The sequence below is a fragment of the Furfurilactobacillus milii genome (assembly GCF_021654115.1).
GTDB lineage: Bacteria > Bacillota > Bacilli > Lactobacillales > Lactobacillaceae > Furfurilactobacillus > Furfurilactobacillus milii.
Window position 1 is genome coordinate 159,492 of record NZ_JAIWJF010000003.1, and the last position, 20,956, is coordinate 180,447.

The 20,956-nt window shown below is 43.5% G+C and carries 18 protein-coding genes; 16 read left to right on the forward strand and 2 right to left on the reverse strand.

Going from position 1 to position 20,956, the window contains the following annotated elements:
• The first annotated feature begins 273 nt into the window (after positions 1–273).
• The 7 genes from LDK34_RS05220 (at position 274) to LDK34_RS05250 (ending at position 8,469) form a co-directional block, all read left to right on the forward strand.
• Positions 274–2,001 carry a ribonuclease J gene (locus LDK34_RS05220; RefSeq protein WP_178942406.1) on the forward strand — a complete coding sequence of 576 codons (1,728 nt, stop codon included), beginning with the start codon at positions 274–276 and terminating at the stop codon, positions 1,999–2,001.
• A 3-nt stretch (positions 2,002–2,004) separates the two neighbouring features.
• Positions 2,005–2,940 carry an outer membrane protein assembly factor BamD gene (locus tag LDK34_RS05225; protein ID WP_236941544.1) on the forward strand — a complete coding sequence of 312 codons (936 nt, stop codon included), beginning with the start codon at positions 2,005–2,007 and terminating at the stop codon, positions 2,938–2,940.
• Between the two features lie 219 nt (positions 2,941–3,159).
• Positions 3,160–4,347, forward strand: a complete 1,188-nt coding sequence (gene tuf, locus LDK34_RS05230; protein ID WP_017262024.1) for an elongation factor Tu — start codon at positions 3,160–3,162, stop codon at positions 4,345–4,347.
• Positions 4,348–4,566: 219 nt separating this feature from the next.
• Positions 4,567–5,910 (forward strand): trigger factor, encoded by a 1,344-nt coding sequence (gene tig / locus LDK34_RS05235; protein ID WP_178942408.1) that lies wholly within the window; start codon positions 4,567–4,569, stop codon positions 5,908–5,910.
• A gap of 184 nt (positions 5,911–6,094) precedes the next feature.
• Positions 6,095–7,351, forward strand: coding sequence for an ATP-dependent Clp protease ATP-binding subunit ClpX (clpX, locus tag LDK34_RS05240; RefSeq protein ID WP_017262022.1), 1,257 nt, complete (start codon positions 6,095–6,097; stop codon positions 7,349–7,351).
• Positions 7,352–7,540: 189 nt separating this feature from the next.
• A complete protein-coding gene (yihA, locus tag LDK34_RS05245) occupies positions 7,541–8,131 on the forward strand; it encodes a ribosome biogenesis GTP-binding protein YihA/YsxC (protein WP_178942409.1) in 591 nt (196 codons plus the stop codon).
• A gap of 35 nt (positions 8,132–8,166) precedes the next feature.
• Positions 8,167–8,469, forward strand: coding sequence for a nucleoside triphosphate pyrophosphohydrolase family protein (locus LDK34_RS05250; RefSeq protein WP_178942410.1), 303 nt, complete (start codon positions 8,167–8,169; stop codon positions 8,467–8,469).
• Positions 8,470–8,520: 51 nt separating this feature from the next.
• Here the strand turns inward: LDK34_RS05250 and LDK34_RS05255 are convergent, their stop codons facing one another.
• Entirely contained in the window at positions 8,521–8,679 is a 159-nt protein-coding gene (locus LDK34_RS05255) for an SPJ_0845 family protein (protein WP_017262019.1), read from the reverse strand.
• Between the two features lie 212 nt (positions 8,680–8,891).
• Here LDK34_RS05255 and LDK34_RS05260 point away from each other — a divergent pair, with 212 nt between their 5' ends.
• From LDK34_RS05260 to LDK34_RS05285, 6 genes are all read left to right on the forward strand, one after another.
• On the forward strand, positions 8,892–10,382 hold the full coding sequence (locus LDK34_RS05260) for an ABC transporter substrate-binding protein/permease (RefSeq protein WP_178942411.1): 1,491 nt from the start codon (positions 8,892–8,894) through the stop codon (positions 10,380–10,382).
• Entirely contained in the window at positions 10,375–11,130 is a 756-nt protein-coding gene (locus LDK34_RS05265) for an amino acid ABC transporter ATP-binding protein (protein WP_178942412.1), read from the forward strand. The genes LDK34_RS05260 and LDK34_RS05265 overlap by 8 nt, the downstream gene beginning before the upstream one ends.
• 67 nt (positions 11,131–11,197) lie before the next feature.
• Positions 11,198–12,343: an ArgE/DapE family deacylase gene (locus LDK34_RS05270; protein WP_178942413.1), complete on the forward strand. Its 1,146-nt coding sequence runs from the start codon at positions 11,198–11,200 to the stop codon at positions 12,341–12,343.
• Positions 12,344–12,632: 289 nt separating this feature from the next.
• Positions 12,633–14,474, forward strand: a complete 1,842-nt coding sequence (gene uvrC, locus LDK34_RS05275) for an excinuclease ABC subunit UvrC (protein ID WP_236941545.1) — start codon at positions 12,633–12,635, stop codon at positions 14,472–14,474.
• Positions 14,475–14,756: 282 nt separating this feature from the next.
• On the forward strand, positions 14,757–16,076 hold the full coding sequence (gene obgE, locus LDK34_RS05280) for a GTPase ObgE (RefSeq protein WP_161001193.1): 1,320 nt from the start codon (positions 14,757–14,759) through the stop codon (positions 16,074–16,076).
• A 53-nt stretch (positions 16,077–16,129) separates the two neighbouring features.
• The gene (locus LDK34_RS05285) at positions 16,130–18,055 is read left to right on the forward strand and encodes an acyltransferase family protein (RefSeq protein WP_178942415.1); all 1,926 of its coding nucleotides are present in this window, start codon (positions 16,130–16,132) and stop codon (positions 18,053–18,055) included.
• A gap of 31 nt (positions 18,056–18,086) precedes the next feature.
• Here the strand turns inward: LDK34_RS05285 and LDK34_RS05290 are convergent, their stop codons facing one another.
• Entirely contained in the window at positions 18,087–18,389 is a 303-nt protein-coding gene (locus LDK34_RS05290; RefSeq protein WP_178942416.1) for a hypothetical protein, read from the reverse strand.
• 229 nt (positions 18,390–18,618) lie between these two features.
• On the opposite strand from LDK34_RS05290, the gene rnz reads away from it, so the two are divergent.
• The 3 genes from rnz to LDK34_RS05305 are packed head-to-tail and all read left to right on the forward strand — an operon-like array spanning position 18,619 to position 20,859.
• Entirely contained in the window at positions 18,619–19,548 is a 930-nt protein-coding gene (rnz, locus tag LDK34_RS05295) for a ribonuclease Z (protein WP_178942417.1), read from the forward strand.
• A gap of 37 nt (positions 19,549–19,585) precedes the next feature.
• On the forward strand, positions 19,586–20,488 hold the full coding sequence (locus tag LDK34_RS05300) for an SDR family NAD(P)-dependent oxidoreductase (RefSeq protein WP_178942418.1): 903 nt from the start codon (positions 19,586–19,588) through the stop codon (positions 20,486–20,488).
• Entirely contained in the window at positions 20,485–20,859 is a 375-nt protein-coding gene (locus LDK34_RS05305; RefSeq protein ID WP_161001197.1) for a lipopolysaccharide assembly protein LapA domain-containing protein, read from the forward strand. The genes LDK34_RS05300 and LDK34_RS05305 overlap by 4 nt, the downstream gene beginning before the upstream one ends.
• Positions 20,860–20,956: the final 97 nt, after the last annotated feature.

Sequence of the window (20,956 nt, forward strand, 5' to 3'; positions counted from 1 at the left end):
GATTGGCTTTTAAGATGGAATATGATAAGCTACATGTAACTGATTGTCCCGAAGAAAATAGGCTGTTTTAATATAATTTTTTTGTGGAGTTGCCGCTCCTTTAAACACATCAAACTTAATAGCGATGTGAGGCTGCTTGCGTACCGAGATCAAAATAATGATGAATAGTTATTTTGGTCGAACTATAGACAAGCCGTTAAAATGAATTCTTAAAGATGGCCGTTAGAGAAACAATTAAGTCAAAAAAGAAATTTTTAATATGAGGTGAATGAATTGAGTAATCAAATTCGAATTATTCCGTTTGGCGGTGTCCGCGAAAATGGAAAGAACATGTATGCGCTGGAAGTTAATGGCGATATTTTTATTTTGGATTGTGGGTTAAAGTATCCGGAAAATGAGTTATTGGGAATTGATATCGTCATTCCTGATTGGAATTATTTGCGGGAACACGCAGACCAAATCGTCGGTGTGTTTTTGACACATGGGCATGCAGACGCAATTGGCGCATTGCCATACTTCGTCAGTGAATTTAACGTGCCTGTTTTCGGTTCAGAACTAACGATTGAATTGGCAAAGTTAAATGTCGAAAATGATCCAAAGTCTAAGCAATTTACCGACTTTCACGTTGTTGATGCTGATACAGAAATCGATTTTGGAGAGGAAACAGTGTCGTTCTTTAAAACGACGCACAGTATTCCAGAATCCCTGGGAATTGATGTTAAGACACCACTTGGACAAGTTGTTTATACCGGAGATTTTAAGTTTGATCAAACTGCAGCGCCTTTTTATCAAACCGATTTAGCTCGTTTGGGTGAAATTGGCAAGAACGGCGTCGTTGCCTTATTAAGCGATTCAGCCGGAGCGGAACAATATGGCGAATCAGCAACCGAAAACCAGATTGCTAACTTCGTTAAGGACCAGTTTGCTGCCCATGAAGGTCGAATTGTAGTCGCCAGTGTTGCGTCTAACATTTTACGAATGCAACAGATTTTTGATGCCGCCGCTGCAACTGACCGTAAGGTTGTATTAATGGGTCACGATTTGGAGAAAATTGTGCGGACAGCAATGCGCTTGGATAAGTTGGAACTGCCATCTGATGATCTGTTGGTTAACCCCAAGAACATGAAGTCCTTATCACCTGAGCAGACCGTTATCTTGGAAACTGGCCGAATGGGTGAACCCATTAAGGCGCTTCAGAGAATGGCAACGGGTGAAGATCGTTATGTCAAAATTGGTGAGGGTGATCTGGTTTTCATTACAACAACACCGTCGCATGCAATGGAGACAACGGTTGCTAAGACACGTGATCTAATCTTCCGTGCAGGCGCACATGTGCAAGCTATTTCCGATAGTTTGCAGTCATCCGGTCATGGTTCACCAGCAGATTTACAGTTAATGATCAACTTTATGCATCCGGATTATTTCATTCCAATTCAGGGTGAGTATCGGGTTCTGAATCGGCATGCTAAGTTGGCAGAAGAAACGGGTATTTCGTCTGACCATATCTTCTTAACGCAACGTGGCGATTCACTTATCTATAATGGTGAGGCGCCAATGCATCTAGCAGAGAGCATTGAAGTCGGCAATACGATGATTGACGGAATTGGCGTCGGTGATATTGGCAATATTGTGCTTCGGGATCGTAAGATTTTATCTGAAGATGGTATCTTTATTGCAGTGGTCACGATTGATCGTAAGAAGAAACAAATCGTCGCCGAACCTAAACTGACGTCTCGAGGATTTGTCTACGTGAAAGCTAGTCGTGATTTAATGCGTGAGGCTAGTGAATTGGTCACGAAAACCGTTCAAGATAACTTGGATAACAAAGAATTTGACTGGGGCCATTTGAAGCAGGACGTGCGCGAACATCTTGGTCGTTATTTATTTGATCAGACCAAGCGTCATCCAGTTATCTTACCGGTGATCATGGAAGTGAACCAACACGCCCATCATGCCCGGACAAAGAAAAACACAGCAAAAAAAGCAACTGAACAGGAGTAATTTATGTCGAAAGACACATTGAATGGTCGCCAGCGTGAATTGTTTGATAAAGCTAATCAAGCTTATCAGGACAAAGATTACGCGCAGGCGGCTTCTTTGTTAGAAAATATTTATAATGAAGTTCAGGATCCACAAATTAATCATTTATTGGTTGAGTCACTATATCTACATGAAGAATATTCGAGAGCACGTGCTTATGCGGATGACTATTTGAATAGTTATTTAACCACCGCAACCGATTTCCGGTTCTTACTAACGTTATTGTTGCGCGTGCATGAATTCATTCTCGCTCATGAAATTGTGGCGGGTGTCCATGATGAGAAACTCAAACAAACGGGTCTTGAGATGATTGAAGGGGCCGAAAATGAGGCTCGTATGGACACAAAAGCGACCCTGACAACGATTGCTAAGCAGTTTTACCACATGAGTGACTATTCAGCGGCAGAACAACAGGGACGTTTTCAAGCCGCACTAAAGTTGCCGTTAACAGAATTCAAACAGGGAGCACAGTATTTGCTGGTCGATCCTTATTTGCATCCACTATTTGTTGTTAGCATTTTGGAAGTTTTCCAACGGTTGCACGAAGAAACCACGGTAACATTTCAATGGCTGGATAAAAAACGTTATACAGCGGTTCCCAATCAACTTAATTCGTTACAAGATGATCAAATATACAAACAAGTACAACAATCACTGACGGAAAAGCTAGCGGCTAAAGATCCCGTTGCTTACAATCTGTTGAGCCAGGAAGTGCGGTTGCAATTGACGTTAACTTATCCGTTTGTTAGTCGGGTAGTCACTGACGCAGACGGGTGGGTGGATAATTTAATCGCAGTTTATCAAGGAAAGCCATCTAATAGTTCCGACGAGATTGCAACATGGCAGTCGCGGCTGGAAAAATTAACAGCTGAATTATTGGCTAATGATAATCAGGGCTAAGAACTTATGGACTGAAACTGCCTGCCGTTGTTAAAAATTTGTGGCTTTTGTGTTTACAAAAGTCATGGCAGTATATATAATGTTTAAGGATTCTTGGGCTGAGACAATGAAAACTCAGTGTTTTCATTTTGTTCTCAACCGAGGATGTAGTATACTATTTTATAAAGACTTGTCAGGGCATACCTGACATTCTTCTATCACACACTGGAGGTTTTCATTTTGGCTAAAGAACATTATGAAAGAACTAAGCCCCACGTTAACATTGGTACTATTGGCCACGTTGACCATGGGAAGACTACTTTAACTGCTGCTATTACTAAGGTATTAGCAGAAAAGGGATTAGCTAAGGAACAAGATTACGCTTCTATCGATGCTGCCCCTGAAGAACGTGAACGTGGTATTACGATCAACACTGCCCACGTTGAATACGAAACAGAAAAGCGTCACTATGCACATATTGATGCTCCTGGACACGCGGACTACGTTAAGAACATGATCACTGGTGCCGCTCAAATGGACGGTGCTATCTTGGTTGTTGCCGCAACTGATGGTCCTATGCCACAGACGCGTGAACACATTCTGTTAGCTCGTCAGGTTGGTGTTAACTATATCGTTGTCTTCTTAAACAAGACTGACTTAGTTGACGATGACGAATTAGTTGACCTTGTTGAAATGGAAGTTCGGGAATTGCTTTCCGAATACGATTTCCCTGGTGACGACATTCCTGTTATCCGTGGTTCAGCTTTGAAGGCTTTGGAAGGCGACCCAGAACAAGAAAAGGTTATCTTACACTTAATGGACGTTGTTGATGAATACATCCCAACTCCAGACCGTGACATGGACAAGCCTTTCTTGATGCCTGTTGAAGACGTATTTACGATCACTGGTCGTGGTACTGTTGCTTCAGGTCGTATCGATCGTGGTACTATCAAGGTCGGTGACGAAGTTGAAATCGTTGGTTTACGTGACGAAACTTTGAAGACTACTGTTACTGGTCTTGAAATGTTCCGTAAGACTCTTGACTTAGGTGAAGCCGGCGATAACGTTGGTGCTTTGCTACGTGGTATCGACCGTGAACAAGTTGTCCGTGGTCAAGTGCTTGCTGCTCCTGGTTCAATCCAGACGCACAAGAAGTTCAAGGGTGAAGTTTATATCCTGACAAAAGACGAAGGTGGTCGTCATACACCATTCTTCTCAAACTACCGTCCACAATTCTACTTCCACACCACTGATATCACTGGTGTTATCGAATTGCCTGATGGTGTTGAAATGGTTATGCCTGGTGATAACGTTACGTTCACTGTTGAACTTATCGAACCAGCTGCCATTGAAAAGGGTACTAAGTTCACTGTTCGTGAAGGTGGACACACTGTTGGTGCCGGTGTTGTTTCTGAAATCGATGACTAATTTAGACTTTGTCTAAATGTTCATCAGTGTCAGTTAATGACATTCACGAGTGCTTAGCTTAGGCTAGGCACTTTTTTTATACATAATCCTAGTTAATCCCTCTCGATACACGTGTTTTTTAGCACATTTATTTACTTTCGCGGGTGGTTACGTTAAACTATTAGGCGTATGCAATTTATCAGAAGTTTGGTGACAAACTTCAACTGGAGGAATTTTTTAATGGTCGCTAAAGCAGAATTTGCTAAAAAAGAAGGCAACCAAGGCGAGTTGACTTTCTCAATCGCTAACGAGACGATCCAAAAGGGTTTGGATCAAGCCTTCACTAAAACTCGGAAACAATTAAACGTACCTGGATTCCGTAAGGGCAAAGTTCCTCGCGCTATCTTTAACCAGATGTACGGTGAAGAATCACTTTACAACGATGCGTTGAACATCGTTTTGCCAGACGCTTACTCAAAAGCTGTTGAAGAAGCTGGTATTACACCAGTTGATCAACCACAAGTTGATGTAAAGAGTATGGAAAAAGGTAAGGACTGGGTTTTGAAGGCTGACGTCACTGTTGCCCCAGAAATCAAGTTGGGTGAATACAAGGGTGTTACTGTGCCTAAGCAATCCACCACTGTTACCGCTAAACAAGTTAATGAAGAACTTGAAAAAATGCGTCAACAGCAAGCTGAATTGGTACTTAAAGAAGGCAAGGCCGCTGAAAAGGGCGATACTGTTGTTATCGACTTTGACGGTTCAGTTGATGGTAACCACTTCGATGGTGGTAAAGCCGACAACTACAGCCTTGAATTAGGTTCGAACTCATTTATTCCTGGCTTCGAAGATCAATTAATCGGTCACAAGGCTGATGAAGATGTTCAAGTTAAGGTTACGTTCCCTAAAGATTACCAAGCAAAAGACTTGCAAGGTAAAGAAGCTGTCTTCGATGTTAAGATTCACGAAGTTAAGACTAAGGAATTACCTGACTTGGATGATGAATTCGCCAAGGATGTTGACGAAGACGTTGACAGTCTTGAAGAATTAAAGGCTAAGACTAAAGACCGTTTGAAGGAAGAAAAGAAGACGGCCGCTCACGATGCTGTTGAAGATGCTGCTATCAACGCGGCTGTTGACAACGCTGAAGTTATCGGCGGCAAGATTCCTGACGCCATGATGGATGAAGATATTCACCGTCAAATGGACCAGTACTTGGCTCAAATGGCTCAACAAGGGATCAACCCTGAAACTTACTACAAGATTACAGGTACTACTGAAGACGACTTGCACAAGCAATTTGCTCCTGATGCAGAACGTCGTGTTAAGACTAACCTTGTTTTGGAAGCTGTTGTTGATGCTGAAAAGATCGAAGCAACTGACAAGGATGTTGACGGTGAAGTTAAGAACCTTGCTGGCCAATACAACATGGAAGAATCAGCAGTTCGTTCTGCTTTGACACCTGACATGTTGAAGCACGATATTGCCATTAAGAAGGCTGTTGACTTAATTGCTGACAACGCTAAGCAGGAAACCAAAAAGGCAGCTGCTAAGAAGTCTGACGACGAAAAAGAAGATAAGTAATATCGTCTTACATTAATAACTGTCCTACAGAAAGTGAGTGACCAGTAATGGTTACTCACTTTTGTGTCAACGACAGAATAGTGCAAGTCATTAGCTGTTTTTCTAATTATCTGCTATTATGTTCCTAGTTTAGGTGCCATGTAATTTATGGATAGCCTAGGATTAAAAGAGAGCGAGGGTGCTAATGTTTGATAATACCGATCCTAATGGTCCAGTAACTTGCTCATTTTGTGGAAAGTCACAAGATCAAGTAAAGAAGATTGTTGCCGGACCTGGCGTATACATTTGTAACGAATGTATTGATCTGTGTAAAGAAATTATTGATGAAGAATTTGCTGAAGACGCTGCTAGCCAAGTATTGGATGTACCAACACCAGCGGAAATTGTTAAAACGTTGGATCAGTATGTAATTGGTCAGAGTGAAGCAAAGCGTACTTTATCCGTTGCTGTTTACAACCATTACAAACGAATTAATGATTTGAGTACAGAAGACGACGGTACTGAATTGCAAAAGAGTAATATCAGTATTATTGGACCAACTGGTTCGGGTAAAACTTACCTGGCACAAAGTTTGGCCAAGATCTTGAATGTCCCATTTGCAATTGCGGATGCGACTACTTTAACCGAGGCAGGATACGTTGGTGAAGACGTTGAGAACATTCTGTTGAAGCTGTTGCAAAATGCAGATTACGATGTTGAACGGGCCCAGCATGGCATTGTTTACATCGATGAAATCGACAAGATTGCTAAAAAGAGTGAAAACGTCTCTATTACTCGTGATGTGTCAGGTGAAGGTGTTCAGCAGGCTTTGCTGAAGATTTTGGAAGGTACGATTGCTAATGTTCCACCGCAGGGTGGTCGTAAACATCCACAACAGGAGTTCATTCAAATTGACACTACGAATATTTTGTTTATTGTCGGTGGTGCGTTTGATGGTATCGAAAACATCGTGAAAAACCGTTTGGGCGAAAAGACGATTGGTTTCGGTACTGATTCTGCCAATAAGGATGAAGTCGCCAACATGACTGATAAGGACATCATGCAACACGTGATTCCTGAAGACCTGTTGGAATTTGGGCTAATTCCAGAATTTATTGGTCGTTTACCAATCCTTACAGCACTGGAAAAGCTAGATGAAGATGATTTGGTTCGTATTTTAACGGAACCGAAGAATGCGCTGGTTAAACAGTACACGAAACTCATCGGTTTGGATGGCGTAAAGCTTGAATTTACGCATCCGGCGCTACGTGAAATGGCAAAGTTGGCCATTGCACGTGATACAGGTGCTCGTGGTTTACGGTCGATCATGGAAGAAGTTATGCGAGATATCATGTTTGACTTACCAAGTCGAGATGATGTTGAAAAAGTGGCTATCACTAAGGAAACGGTCACTAAGCATGCACAACCAGACCTAGTTTTAAAGAGTGAAAAGGCCTCATAGTCTTACGAAAATAATGCGTTGAAGAGGAATGGCGTTAGCTTGCGGGCTGGCGTCATTTTTTGTTTAGCCCACGGGTTAACGTCATTAAAACGTCACAAAATTCTGAGTTTGCTATGCTATGATAGACACATTGAATTATAAAGCGTGTGACCAATTAAAAGGTCAGGTCACGATAAAGGAGCGTTCTACATGGAAGTGCATGATGTCGAGCTAACGATCAGCGCGGTGGCACCAAAACAATACCCAAAGGGGTCTTTACCAGAGGTTGCGCTCGCCGGTCGTTCAAACGTGGGCAAGTCATCGTTGATTAATACTTTAATTAACCGTAAAGCGTATGCCCGAACTTCAAGTCAACCAGGGAAAACACAAACTCTCAATTTTTATAACGTTGAATCTACTGTTTACTTTGTAGATGTGCCTGGATACGGATTTGCCAAAGTTTCTAAAACAGCTCGAGAAAAATACGGTCAAATGATCGAAACGTATTTGAGTACTCGAGATCGATTGCGCGGTGTGATTTTACTAGTGGATGCACGTCATGATCCCTCAGATGATGATATCAGTATGCATGAATGGTTGAGTTATTATAATATTCCGATGCTCGTTGTGGCGACAAAATCAGATAAAATTGCCCGCGGTAAATGGAATCAAGCTGAAAGTCGCATTCGTAAAGGGCTTAATATGACGCCAGAGGATGCTTATATTCAGTTTTCGGCGGAGACCAAACAAGGTAAAGACGCTGTTTGGAACTGGATTGAACAGCAGGCTGGGTTGGCTTAAGTTGGGTAAAAGTTAGAACGGGAAGAGTGAACAGAATGGAATTTAATGAGTATCAAAAAGAAGCTAAGCGGACATTATTCGGAAACGAACAAGTGCTGACTAATATCACACTTGGTGTGGCTAATGAGGCCGGTCAGGTAGTTGACCTGGTGCAGCGTTATACTTTTCAAGGTCGTCCACTTGATAAAGAAAAATTAACACACGAGCTTGGTGACACACTTTGGTATCTATCTCAAATAGCTGAGTGGGCCAACATTAATTTTGAAGAAGTTGCCAAAAAGAACATTGAAGAATTAAATGATCGTTATCCAGATCCACAACATGCAAAGTGGGAATAGGATAAAAAAACAACCAGCGATTTTACGCTGGTTGTTTTTTTGCGACAAGGCTTACTTGTCAGCTTTCTTTTTATCATCTTTTTTTGCTTCGTCTTTTAAATGCTCACGCTTTAGTGGCGTTTTGTTCGGGTCCTTAATATCATCAGGATCGACAGCAAATTGGTCAAACAGTTTATCTAAGTCTGTTTGCCGTTTGAAAGTTAAACCCATGTGAATTGCTCCTCTCCAAATCTAAAAACTAAGTTGGGCTAATTGTAGCAGATTTTGCTCAAAAACGAAAATGTACGATTTTTATTCACGATTCCCTGCATATATTCGAAAATAATGCATAAAACTAATTATTTTTACAAAATAGTTGCATATTATTTCATCTAATCGTATACTCATTTACATTGTAAAACTTGATACGAGGGGCGAAACGGATGAAAAAATTTGCGAAGTGGTTATTTCTGGTCGTGACGATTGTCGTGACCTTGGGTGTAACCGGTAATATGAACACCAAGGCGGACAGTAATACACCAGCAACTGACCAGTACTTGAGTAAAGTGAAGGCGAAGGGCGAGCTGGTCGTTGGGACGAGTCCTGATTTTCCACCTTACGAATTCACAAAAAATATCAACGGCAAGTCAAAAGTTGTCGGGATGGACATGGAAATTTCCAAAAAGGTTGCCCATGATATGGGCGTGAAATTAGTTATTCGCCGGATGGATTTTGATTCATTATTGGTCGCACTCCAGACTGGTAAAGTTGATATGGTCATCGCGGGAATGAGCAAGACACCTAAACGGGCTAAGAGTGTCGACTTTAGTAACGTCTACTACAAGGCCGGTGAAGACTTAGTTATCAAGAAAAGCGATTTAAAGACCATCAAGAGTTATAAATCGTTAGCAGGAAAAGCAATCGGTGCCCAAACTGGTTCTATTCAGTACAACTTGGTCAAGAACCAAGCCACCAAGTCAACGCTGAAGGGTATGGACAAGGACACAGACTTAATCCTTGCTCTGCAAACGAATAAAATTGATGCAATTGCTTTGGATCAGCCGACTGCTGAGGCCTATGCAAAGAATACCAGTGGTTTAGTAGCCATTAACGCTCACTTTAAAGACGAAGGCGAACAAGGATCAGCCATCGCCTTTCCAAAGGGCGCTCAGTCTTTGGTTAATTCGGCAAATAAATCAATCGCTGAAATCAAATCGAAAAATTTGATTCATAAACAATATTTGCCAAATGCTGGAAAATACTTGGCGACAGGTAAGTCCAAATCGGCTAAGGCGGCCAACTCAATGTGGGCTTACAAAGATTTCTTTATTGCCGGGGTTGGTTACACGCTGATGATTTCAGCAGTATCTGTTGTCATTGGTTTCTTGCTAGGTACTTTGTTAGCCTTAATGCGGTTAAGCAAGAACAAGATTGCTAATGGTATTTCAGTAAGTTACATTGAGTTTGTGCGGGGCACGCCACTGATGGTTCAGATTCTGTTTATCTACTTTGGTTTAGGCCTCGTGGTTAACATTCCGGCATTACTTTCCGGGATTATCGCAGTTTCATTGAATTCTGGGGCGTATGTTGCTGAAGTTATCCGTTCTGGGATCAGCTCTATTGCCGTTGGTCAAACGGAAGCGTCTCGCTCACTCGGATTATCAAGGTCGATGACGATGCGTTTTATCATCCTGCCACAAGCGATGAAGAACATTTGGCCAGCATTAGGGAATGAATTTGTTTCCTTGATCAAGGAAAGTTCAATTGTTTCCATTATCGGGGTTAAGGATTTAATCTATCAATCACGAATTGTTCAGGCAGATACTTATCGTGGGGTTATGCCATTACTGATTACCATGATTTTGTACTTTATTATGACGTTTGGTCTCTCACGGCTGATGAAGTTCTTTGAAGGGAGAATGACACATGAATAACGAAACGGTGACGCCAGTACTAGAAGTGAAACATCTGAAAAAGGTCTTTGGTCAAAACGAGGTCTTGAAAGATATTAATGAGCAGGTTAGTAATGGTCAGGTGATTTGCTTGATTGGCCCATCTGGGGCTGGGAAAAGTACCTTTTTACGTTGTTTAAACATGTTAGACCAACCGACCTCTGGTGAGGTTTTGTTTGAAGGTCAGGACTTAACCAAGTTAGACGATAAACGGCTAGACAAGACACGTGAAAACATGGGGATGGTGTTTCAGAGCTTTAACCTGTTTCCACATAAAACAGTTATCGAAAACATTAAGCTGGCACCAGTTAAAGTTAAGGGCGAAGACGATGCAACGGCGACCGCAACGGCAGAAAAACTGTTGAAACAAGTTGGTTTGGAAAATAAGGCCGATGCTTTTCCAGCCAGCTTATCTGGTGGACAACAACAACGGGTAGCCATTGCGCGGGCACTAGCCATGAATCCTAAGGTAATGTTGTTCGATGAGCCAACGTCTGCACTTGATCCTGAAATGGTCGGTGAAGTATTGAAAGTCATGCAGGATCTTGCCAGTGAAGGGATGACAATGGTAGTTGTCACGCATGAAATGGGCTTTGCTCGTAATGTGGCCGATAAGGTTTGGTTCATGGCAGATGGTTATATTCAAGAGTCCGCTGAACCTAAAACATTCTTTGAACATCCTGAAACTGACCGGGCGAAGGACTTTCTGGCCAAAATTCTTGAGGCATAAACATCAGGTTTCAAACTATCGATGATTCGGTTTTTCTTTATCATGAGAGATAATCTTGGAGGCAAACATGGAAGACGCTGCTGCATTAAAGATTTTAACGGATTTGATTGCGATTCCGTCGGTTAATGATCGTGAATCAGAGGTTGCTGACTATTTGGCTGGCCTATTTAAGGACTTGCCAGCCCACATTGAACGTGTTACGTTTGCGCCAGGCCGTGATAACTTAGTTGTTACAATTGGCGACCATGGTCCATTACTAGGGTTCTCTGGGCATGAAGATGTGGTTGCGGCTGGTAATGAAGCTGATTGGACCTTTCCGCCGTTTGCCGGCACAATTGATCAGGGTAATGTGTACGGCCGTGGCGCCAGCGATATGAAATCCGGTTTAGCCGCACAGGTGGTTGCAATGCTGGATCTGTTAAATTCAAATCAACCGCTGCCTGGGCGTCTTCGTTTGTTAGCTTCAGTTGGTGAGGAGACAGGTGAGTATGGTGCTGCTCAATTGACGCAACAGGGGTACGCTAATGACTTGGACGGACTGGTTATTGGTGAGCCCAGTGCGTTTGACATCAAGGTGACGCACAAGGGTGTTATTGACTATAAGGTTACCTCTCTGGGCAAGGGCTCCCATTCATCACGTCCTGATCAAGGCATCAATGCAATTACGCCACTGCTGAAGTTTGCTGAACAAGCTGAGTCAGTGATGGCGGCAAACGACAAACGGGATGATGTATTAGGTGGGCTAACGCACGTGATTAGTCAGATTGGCGGCGGTGAACAGATTAATTCAGTGCCAGCAAATGCCTGGCTCACGGGCAATATCCGGACAATTCCGGCTTATCCAAACGATGAGGTCATGGCCCAGTTAGAAGACATTATTGAGTCGTTAAACCAGGCAGGCGCTAAATTAAGTATTAGTTATAGTTATCCAGAGCCACCATTACCCTCACAGGCTGGCTCTAAATTAGCGAAAATCACACAGGCCGTTTTGAAAAATACCATTCATCGGGGCGGTGAGTTAACTGCGGGAACGGGTGCGACAGATGCCTCGGAATATACGAAGGCAGGCCAGTTGCCAATCGTTATCGTTGGCCCTGCAGCGGGGACAACCGATCATCAAGTTAACGAAAACGTGGTCATTGATGACTATTTGACTGGATGTCATTTCTATCGGGCATTAGCGGAAGCATTTTGGGCACAAGCTGAAGAATAGGCTAGCAGACAAAAAATCAAATTCAAAACTATTATTAACAAGCTAAGAGAGCGGGACATAACACGTTTTGGCTTTCTCAGGTAACGCGAATAAGGCGTTTATGGGTGTTTTCCCATGAATGCCTTATTCGCGTTAAATGAGCAAAGGTCAGTGTTATGTCCCAGTTTCTTTGAACAAAATAGCCGGGACGTCTAACCAGACGTGTGTCAAACGGACGCTCTTTTATTTTGCGAACACGCGTTCATGCGTTATAATTTAACTACGATTTTACGAGAACGGAGGCAGTTTTGTGGCATCAGAACACATTGAGCATAAATTAACGTTGCTACCGCCAATGCCTGGTTGTTACCTGATGAAGGACATTAACGGAAAGATTATTTATGTCGGTAAGGCCAAAAATTTGAAAAACCGTGTGCGTTCCTACTTTAAGAGTAGTCACGAAGGCAAAACTGCCCAGTTAGTGGCTCACATTGTGGACTTTGAGATGATTGTGACATCGACTGACAAGGAAGCTTTTTTGCTTGAAATCACACTAATTCAAAAACATCAGCCATACTACAACATTAAATTGAAGCGGGGCACGGGTTACCCGTACATTAAAATTACGCATGAACGCGATCCGCGAATCATCATCGCAAATGATGTTAAACACGACGGTGGGTATTATTTTGGACCGTATCCCAATGTTTACGCGGCCGAAGAAACACTACATTTCTTACAAAAGGTCTATCCTTTGCGTCGTTGTTCTGGTTATCAAGGGCGACCATGCTTGTACTATCACATGGGCCAGTGCTTGGGTGCCTGCTTTAAAGAAGTGCCCGAGAGTGCCTACGATGAGCAGATCAAACGCATTAAGTCGTTTTTAAACGGTAATACCGCACGAGTTATCAAACACTTGCAAACACAAATGAAAGAAGCGGCAGCCAGTTTGGAATTTGAGCGGGCCGCTGACCTACGTGATCAGTTGCACTACATTGACGTAACGGTTGAAAAGCAAAAGATTATCAGCAACGATCAGACGCCACGGGACATCTTTAATTTCTATTTGGATAAGGGCTGGTTATCCATCCAGGTTTTCTTTGTGCGGCAAGCACGTTTGATGAAACGGGAAAAACGGTTGTTCCCAGTTGTTTCAACAGCACCAGAGGAAATGCAAACGTTTATCATGCAGTTTTATAATCGAAAAAATGCTGTGCTGCCTAGAGAAATTTTGGTACCCAGCAGTATTGATGAAGAAACGCGGGATTCTATCGAAGATGTGTTGAATGTTCCAGTTAACGTTCCTCAACGTGGCGTCCGTCGTGATTTGATGGAAATGGCGGGTAAGAACGCGCGACTGGTGCTGGAGGAAAAATTCCGTTTGTTGGAGTTAGACGAACACAAAACCACGGGCGCAATGCAAGAAATTGCGGACGCTTTGGGACTGCCGCCAGTTTCTAAAATTGAAGCTTTTGACCATTCTCATGAACAGGGTGCTGACTTAGTTTCAGCGATGGTCGTTTTCGAAAATGGTCGGCCGAATAAGAAGTTATATCGCAAATATAAGTTACGTACGGTAGATCACGCTGATGAAACAGCCAGCACGATGGAAGTTATTCGGCGACGTTACACACGTTTGCTTAAAGAACATGCAGATATGCCCGATTTAATTCTGATGGATGGTGGTGCCATTCAAATGAACGCGGCTAAGGATGTTCTAGAAAACGAGCTTGGATTGGATATTCCGGTCGCTGGGATGGTCAAAAATGATCATCACCGAACGGCGGACCTAATGTTTGGCGAGGATGATGAGCATCTAAATCTTGACCCTAAGTCACAAGGCTTTTATTTGTTACAACGAATCCAGGATGAGGTGCACCGGTTTGCCATCACGTTCCATCGTCAACTGCACAATAAGAATTCATTAAGCTCACGTTTGGATCAAATTCAGGGTGTAGGACCAAAAACACGCGCAAAACTGTTGAAAAAGTACGGATCGCTGAAGAAAATTGCTGCTGCACCAGTTAGTGATCTACATGAATTAGGCTTGTCAGAAACGGTTGCACAAACCGTTCACGTGGCTGTGGCTGCCATGGTTACCGGTGAAGCCCAACAGTCGTTAAGCTATCTGGACCGTCAGCAAACAATTTAACTTATTTGAGCAAATTTAAGAACGTTGCTTTCAAGTAGATGGAAGCAACGTCCTTTTAGTTTTAGTTTGGCGAAGTCAGCACAACGTTTGCATTTGAAGAATCATGTTAACAAGATAGTGGCTAAATGCAGAATTGTTTTTTGACCGAGCGTGTATTGCACTGTACAATGGGATGAGCGAATTGTTCGAAGATTGACAGACGATTGTGGGACGCACAATTGGTCACCACATTGATATAGAGAAACCAATATATAGAAACCAAGAAATTATGGAGACACACAAATGGCATTTGTTGATAAAGCAACAATTGAAGTAAAAGCAGGAAACGGTGGTAATGGGATCGTTTCATTTAGACGTGAAAAATTTGTCGCTAACGGTGGTCCTTTCGGTGGCGATGGCGGACATGGTGGCAGTGTCATCATGGTCGTTGACGAAGGCTTGCGGACGTTAATGGACTTTCGTTATAACCGACACTATAAGGCCAAACACGGTGGCAACGGGATGACCAAGGGAATGACAGGTCGATCAGCGGCTGATTTATACGTTAAAGTCCCAGGCGGAACTATCGTGCGGAACCTTGATACAGACGAAGTACTGGGTGATTTAACGGAACCCGGTCAAGAACTTGTCATTGCCAAAGGGGGTCGTGGCGGTCGCGGTAACATGAAGTTTGCCACACCCAAGAATCCTGCCCCAGAAATCGCTGAAAATGGTGAACCAGGTCAGGAACTACGTATTGGTCTGGAATTGCAATTGTTGGCCGATGTTGGCTTAGTTGGTTTTCCATCTGTTGGGAAATCGACCTTGATGTCGGTTATTACAAATGCAAAGCCTAAAATTGCCGCTTATCATTTCACGACGATCGACCCTAATATTGGAATGGTCCGTTTGGATGATGGGCGGGACTTCGTTATGGCCGATTTACCGGGTCTGATTGAAGGTGCGAGCGATGGTGTTGGTCTCGGCTTTCAATTTCTCCGGCATGTGGAACGGACACGTGTCTTATTACACTTAGTGGCAATGGCAGGCGATGATTTTCTCGATGAAGAAAATGCGATGGCTCCGATTGATGCCTTTCATGCGATCAACAAGGAGTTAGGCAATTATGATGCCAGCTTGTTAGATCGGCCTCAGATTGTGGTCGCAACTAAGATGGACCTTCCAGGTGCGAAGGAACGTTTCGATGACTTTAAAGCAGCTCTGGATGAAGATGACTCATTGTCAACGAAGCCAACTGTAATGGCGATTTCTTCGGTTTCTCACGAAGGATTGAAACCGTTGATTCAGGCAACGGCCACACTGCTCGACCAAACACCAGCATTTGTCCCACAAGCGGATGAAAATCTTGGTGTTATGTATCAATATCAGGATGACGAAAAGCCTGCGTTTGAAGTTCAGCACACGGATGAAGGTATCTGGTTATTGACCGGCGACAAGATTGAACGCTTATTTAAGATGACGAATACACAACATGAACAAAGTATGGTCCGTTTTGCCCGTCAACTGCGGACGATGGGTGTGGACGACGCATTGCGAGAAGCAGGCGCTCAGGATGGCGATACGGTTCAAATTTTGGACTTTACCTTCGATTTTGTTGAGTAGCTGAATCCGGTAATACGGTTATTTGTTCGTGAAAACGGGTAGGGGTTTAACAGATGCAAACAGCAAAAACGTCGAGTCATCGGCGTTACATAACAGGTATAGATGGTTTGCGGACACTTGCAGTATTGGGTGTGATCGCTTATCACCTGTTACCAGCGGCACTTCCAGGTGGTTTTCTGGGTGTGCCCATTTTCTTTGGGTTAACAGGTTACTTGGTAACTGATAGCTTTTTGAACTTGATTAATAAGGGAACTTCACTGGCGGTAAACCATTTTTACAAACGCCGAATTCAACGATTGTATCCGGCTTTGGTGGCAATGTTGGCATTGACCAGCACGTACATCACGTTGTTTGCCCGTAATCTATTGGTTGGACTGCGGGGAACGATTGTGACCAACTTGCTGTACGTTTACAACTGGTTCGAAATCAATCATGGCCAATCGTATTTCGATCGTTTCAACGGTGAGTCGCCCTTCACCCATTTATGGACGTTGTCCATTGAGGGTCAGTTTTATCTGTTCTGGCCCTTTATTATTTGGGGACTGGTTAAACTGTTCAAACGCCGTTCACGGGTGGCGGGTGCGCTAATGGTGGGAGCTGTCATATCGGCTCTTTTAATGGCAGTGCTTTTTAAAGACGCTAATCAGGTCAACCGGGTTTACTATGGCACGGACACGCGAGCCTTTTCAATCCTGATGGGGGCCGCGTTGGCGGCAGTTTGGCCAGCTAATCACCTGAATGCAAATCTACACGCTGACGGTCGGCGATTGTTAAACTGGGTCGGCGGCATTAGTCTGCTAGTCATGTTTATTCTGTACTGGGTGATGACAGGGACATCAACTTTCACATACCGTGGCGGGATGTTCTTGTTTTCCATTTTTGCGACTGCGATGATAGCCGTTATTGTTCATCCTGGCGCGAGCTGGAATAAATGGCTGACTAATCCTGTATTCAATTGGGTTGGCAAACGCAGTTACGGCATTTATCTGTATCAGTTTCCAGTCATGATTTTTTATGAGCAGCGAGTCGTCAACATTGCCCAACATACCGTGCTCAATGCGCTGGCTGAATTGGTATTGATTTTACTGTTAGCTGAGTTATCCTATCGATTTATTGAACAACCAATTGCTCATGGACGTTTTACATCCTGGTGGGCGACGGTCAGAGCTCCAAAAACTTGGCGGCAATATCCGCGTGAAGTGATTACGAGCACGGTGCTGGTTCTCGCATCACTGATAACTATGGTTGGCTATGCTCAAGCAACACCTCGGAAGAAGCCACCCGTTGATGCGGTAACCAAACACATCAAAGCGGCCGGAAAACAGACGGATAAAAAGAATCGTGAAGTGGCTGCGCAAAAGGGAGCATTTGATGCTTCTGAAAAAGCCACGGTCCAAACGAACCAAAAGGCTAATAAACAATTATCTGCTCAGCAAAAGAAGCTCGCCAAGGCTTTTGATCTTCAGCCAGCGACAATGTTATCAGCACAGCACATTTCGCTAACGGCGGTGGGTGACTCGGTGTTAGTGGATAATGCGGATAGTTTGCAACAAGTATTTGGGCACGCCTATGCAGACGCTAAGGTTGGTCGTCAAGTTTGGGAAGCACCATCAGTGATTCAATCACTTAAAAAACGCCATTTACTAGCATCGACGGTTTTAATTAACCTGGGGACAAATTCGCCATTAACACAAACACAAATTGACGCAGTGTTGAAAGCGGTTGGTCCAAAACGGAAAGTCTTTTGGGTCAACACAATGGTGCCGACGAAAACGTGGCAAAATCAGGTTAACGATTTAATTGCGCTAAATGCCAAACGGTCTAAGCAGGTTTATCTTGTTGATTGGTATGGTGCGAGTCACGATCAACCAAGTTGGTTTGGTCCGGATCATGTGCATCCCAATCCGCAGGGGAGTGTTGCCTATACACGGTTGGTGACAAATACAGTGGTTCAGAAAAGTATTTCACCAAAAAAATAAGGCTCAACGTCAGCGTTGAACCAAACTAGCATCACATAAACATAATTTTTTCGTCAACCAGACGATAACCAAATAGCTCACGGGTTGTCGGTGACGCAATTGCAGTTTGAACCGCAATTCGCCAACTGCCCGGGAGCTTTTGCGTTCTTGTCACGAATGCATCTAGTGTTAATGGTCGACCAGCCTGGGTTAAGTCCAGGTCCAGTACTAATCGACGATCTATCGGAGACTTGGTTAAGCCCACTACTGGCTGTGGCTTGTCATCAACAGCAACAAATAAGGGTCGCTGCATGTCGTAATCGGCGGTGGAAAATTTAAAATCGACTAAGCGCATCGGTTTGATGGTCCTTTCTGACTATTTATTAACAGTCATTTTATTACAGTTCAGCTTACCATAGTGGCGGTTGGTGACGATTGTTTTTTGGCTTCAAATTCAGTAGAATTGAATGCGAACTGAATGTTGACCACGGTGTCATCGTTCTTATTTAGGAAATCATAACAATGCGTGACTCATTAATAATATAGTAAATACTTTTATATAGGGATTAGGTAGAAGAATAGTTATGGAGATTGAATTTTTAGGTACTGGTGCCGGTTCACCGGCTAAAGCGCGCAACGTGTCGAGCCTTGCACTTCGCTTGTTGGATGAGCGCAATGCAGTTTGGCTATTTGATTGTGGTGAAGGTACTCAACATCAAATTTTAAATACAACGTTGAAACCACGCAAAATTGAAAAAATTTTTATTACTCATCTACACGGCGATCATTTATTTGGGTTGCCAGGTTTGCTGAGTTCACGTTCGTTTCAGGGTGGCAATGAGCCATTGACGATTTACGGACCCAGAGGGATTAAGGAATACGTTCAAACAAGTTTACGGTTGTCCGAGTCTGCATTGACGTATCCTTTAAAGTTTGTGGAACTCAGCGGGGATGGTGTTATTTTTGACGATGCGACCTTCACGGTTTCATGCAAACGGTTGGATCACAAAATTGTGAGTTTTGGATACCGAATTGTTGAGAAAGATCACCAAGGTGAATTGCTCGTGGATAAACTAGCGGCGGCCAAGGTGCCGTCCGGACCAGTATATGGTCAGTTGAAGGCCGGCAAAACCGTCTCCTTACCAGATGGTCGAACACTCAACGGTAAGGACTTTATCGGACCCTCACAAAAGGGACGGATTGTGACGATTTTGGGTGATACGCGTAAGACACGGCGAGCGACAGAACTGGCGCAGGATGCAGATGTGCTGGTTCATGAAAGTACGTTTGCTGCAGACGAAAGTAAACTGGCACGTAACTATTATCATTCGACCAGCGAACAGGCTGCTCAGGTGGCTCATGATGCTCACGTAGGCCGATTACTGATGAATCACATTTCGGCGCGTTATAATGGACGTGGTGCTAAAGAATTAGAGCGTCAGGCTCGCGCAACGTTTGCCAACTCAAAGGTTGTTCGTGACTTTGACGTCATTGATATTCCGTTTAAAAAATAAACCGTACAAATAGTTACGGCAATTGAGGTGAGTGCTAATGATGAACTTATCAAGTCGATTAAAAGAACTGCGTGATTTGAAGAATCGGATTGTTTTAGTTACTGGCGCATCTTCCGGAATTGGTCAAGCGGCCGCTTTTGAAGTTGCTCGTCGTGGAGCAATTGTGGTTTTGGTTGCCCGTAATGAGTTGAAGTTAAATCAGGTTGCTCAACAGTGCATGTTGTATTCTGGCCGGCCAGCCTTTGCGTTTGCGCTAGATGTCGCTAATTCAGCGGCTATCGATAAAACCTTAAGTCAGGTCCGCCATGAAGTGGGTGCAGTAGACGTTGTCATTAATGCTGCCGGTTTTGGCGACATGGAGCCAGCAGTCGATACCGATCCTGAGGTCACAGACCGGATGTTTCGGGTTAACGTGCTTGGGTTGATTTACATTACGCGTCAGCTAGCCAGCGACATGATCGATAAACATTATGGGGCAATCATTAACATTGCTTCTGTAGCTGCAAAAATTCCGACTCCGAAGGCTGCGGTTTACACAGCAACAAAAACGGCGGTTGTCGGTTACAGTGATGTATTGCGGCAAGAGTTACGGCCGTTTGGCATTCAGGTCACAACCGTCAATCCAGGTCCTGTTGCGACCAACTTCTTCAATATCGCAGATCAAGATGGCGATTACTTGTCAAAAGTCGCCAACTTCACTGTGACGCCTCAACTGGTGGCTGAGCGACTGGTTGATACCATTGGTTATCATGTGCGCGAAATTACTGTACCACGTTATTTTGCCGCAGCCTCAGTGGCCTATCATTTGTTCCCAACGGTTGGCGATTTTGTTATCGAACAGCTATTTAAACCGCACGCACCTAAGCGCATGCAACTGAGTGCTGCAAGTGACGAACCTTCAACTGATACTGAAACTGATCCGACGGAGGCACCAGAATGAAAAATCAATGGCGTTTAATTGCAGGGTTGATTCTAGTGTTAATTGTCGCAATTTTTGCCGTCATGAACGGAAATAGTGTACCCATTCATTTTGGTGTAGCGACGGTTAAGTGGCCGATGATTTTGATTCTAATTGTGTCACTGTTACTTGGTGCTATTATTGCGTTGTTAGTGACGGCTGGAACGCATGCTAGTGACAAACGAAATGGGAAACGTTCTGACAGCGAAGCAACTGCGGAAAATGATCAATTAAAGAAGCAAAATGAAGAATTAACGAGTAAAAATGAACAGCTTAATGGGCTTTTAGATGATCGAGACAAGACCATTGAGCAGTTACAGCAGAAACTTAGTCAACAAAACAATGCGAATTAGTTTCTGCAATGCGAGATGAAAAATCGTTAATGTGATTAAGGAAAGGTGTTTGTTTTCTGAATGTAGGGAACAAACACCTTTCCAGTTGTGGATTTAT

Coding starts and splice junctions, on each gene's coding strand:
- LDK34_RS05225 (WP_236941544.1), top strand. CDS start 2,005: ATGTCGAAAGACACATTGAATGGTCGCCAGCGTGAATTGTTTGATAAA.
- tig (WP_178942408.1), top strand. CDS start 4,567: ATGGTCGCTAAAGCAGAATTTGCTAAAAAAGAAGGCAACCAAGGCGAG.
- clpX (WP_017262022.1), top strand. CDS start 6,095: ATGTTTGATAATACCGATCCTAATGGTCCAGTAACTTGCTCATTTTGT.
- yihA (WP_178942409.1), top strand. CDS start 7,541: ATGGAAGTGCATGATGTCGAGCTAACGATCAGCGCGGTGGCACCAAAA.
- LDK34_RS05250 (WP_178942410.1), top strand. CDS start 8,167: ATGGAATTTAATGAGTATCAAAAAGAAGCTAAGCGGACATTATTCGGA.
- LDK34_RS05255 (WP_017262019.1), bottom strand. CDS start 8,679: ATGGGTTTAACTTTCAAACGGCAAACAGACTTAGATAAACTGTTTGAC.
- LDK34_RS05260 (WP_178942411.1), top strand. CDS start 8,892: ATGAAAAAATTTGCGAAGTGGTTATTTCTGGTCGTGACGATTGTCGTG.
- LDK34_RS05265 (WP_178942412.1), top strand. CDS start 10,375: ATGAATAACGAAACGGTGACGCCAGTACTAGAAGTGAAACATCTGAAA.
- LDK34_RS05270 (WP_178942413.1), top strand. CDS start 11,198: ATGGAAGACGCTGCTGCATTAAAGATTTTAACGGATTTGATTGCGATT.
- obgE (WP_161001193.1), top strand. CDS start 14,757: ATGGCATTTGTTGATAAAGCAACAATTGAAGTAAAAGCAGGAAACGGT.
- LDK34_RS05285 (WP_178942415.1), top strand. CDS start 16,130: ATGCAAACAGCAAAAACGTCGAGTCATCGGCGTTACATAACAGGTATA.
- LDK34_RS05290 (WP_178942416.1), bottom strand. CDS start 18,389: ATGCGCTTAGTCGATTTTAAATTTTCCACCGCCGATTACGACATGCAG.
- rnz (WP_178942417.1), top strand. CDS start 18,619: ATGGAGATTGAATTTTTAGGTACTGGTGCCGGTTCACCGGCTAAAGCG.
- LDK34_RS05300 (WP_178942418.1), top strand. CDS start 19,586: ATGATGAACTTATCAAGTCGATTAAAAGAACTGCGTGATTTGAAGAAT.
- LDK34_RS05305 (WP_161001197.1), top strand. CDS start 20,485: ATGAAAAATCAATGGCGTTTAATTGCAGGGTTGATTCTAGTGTTAATT.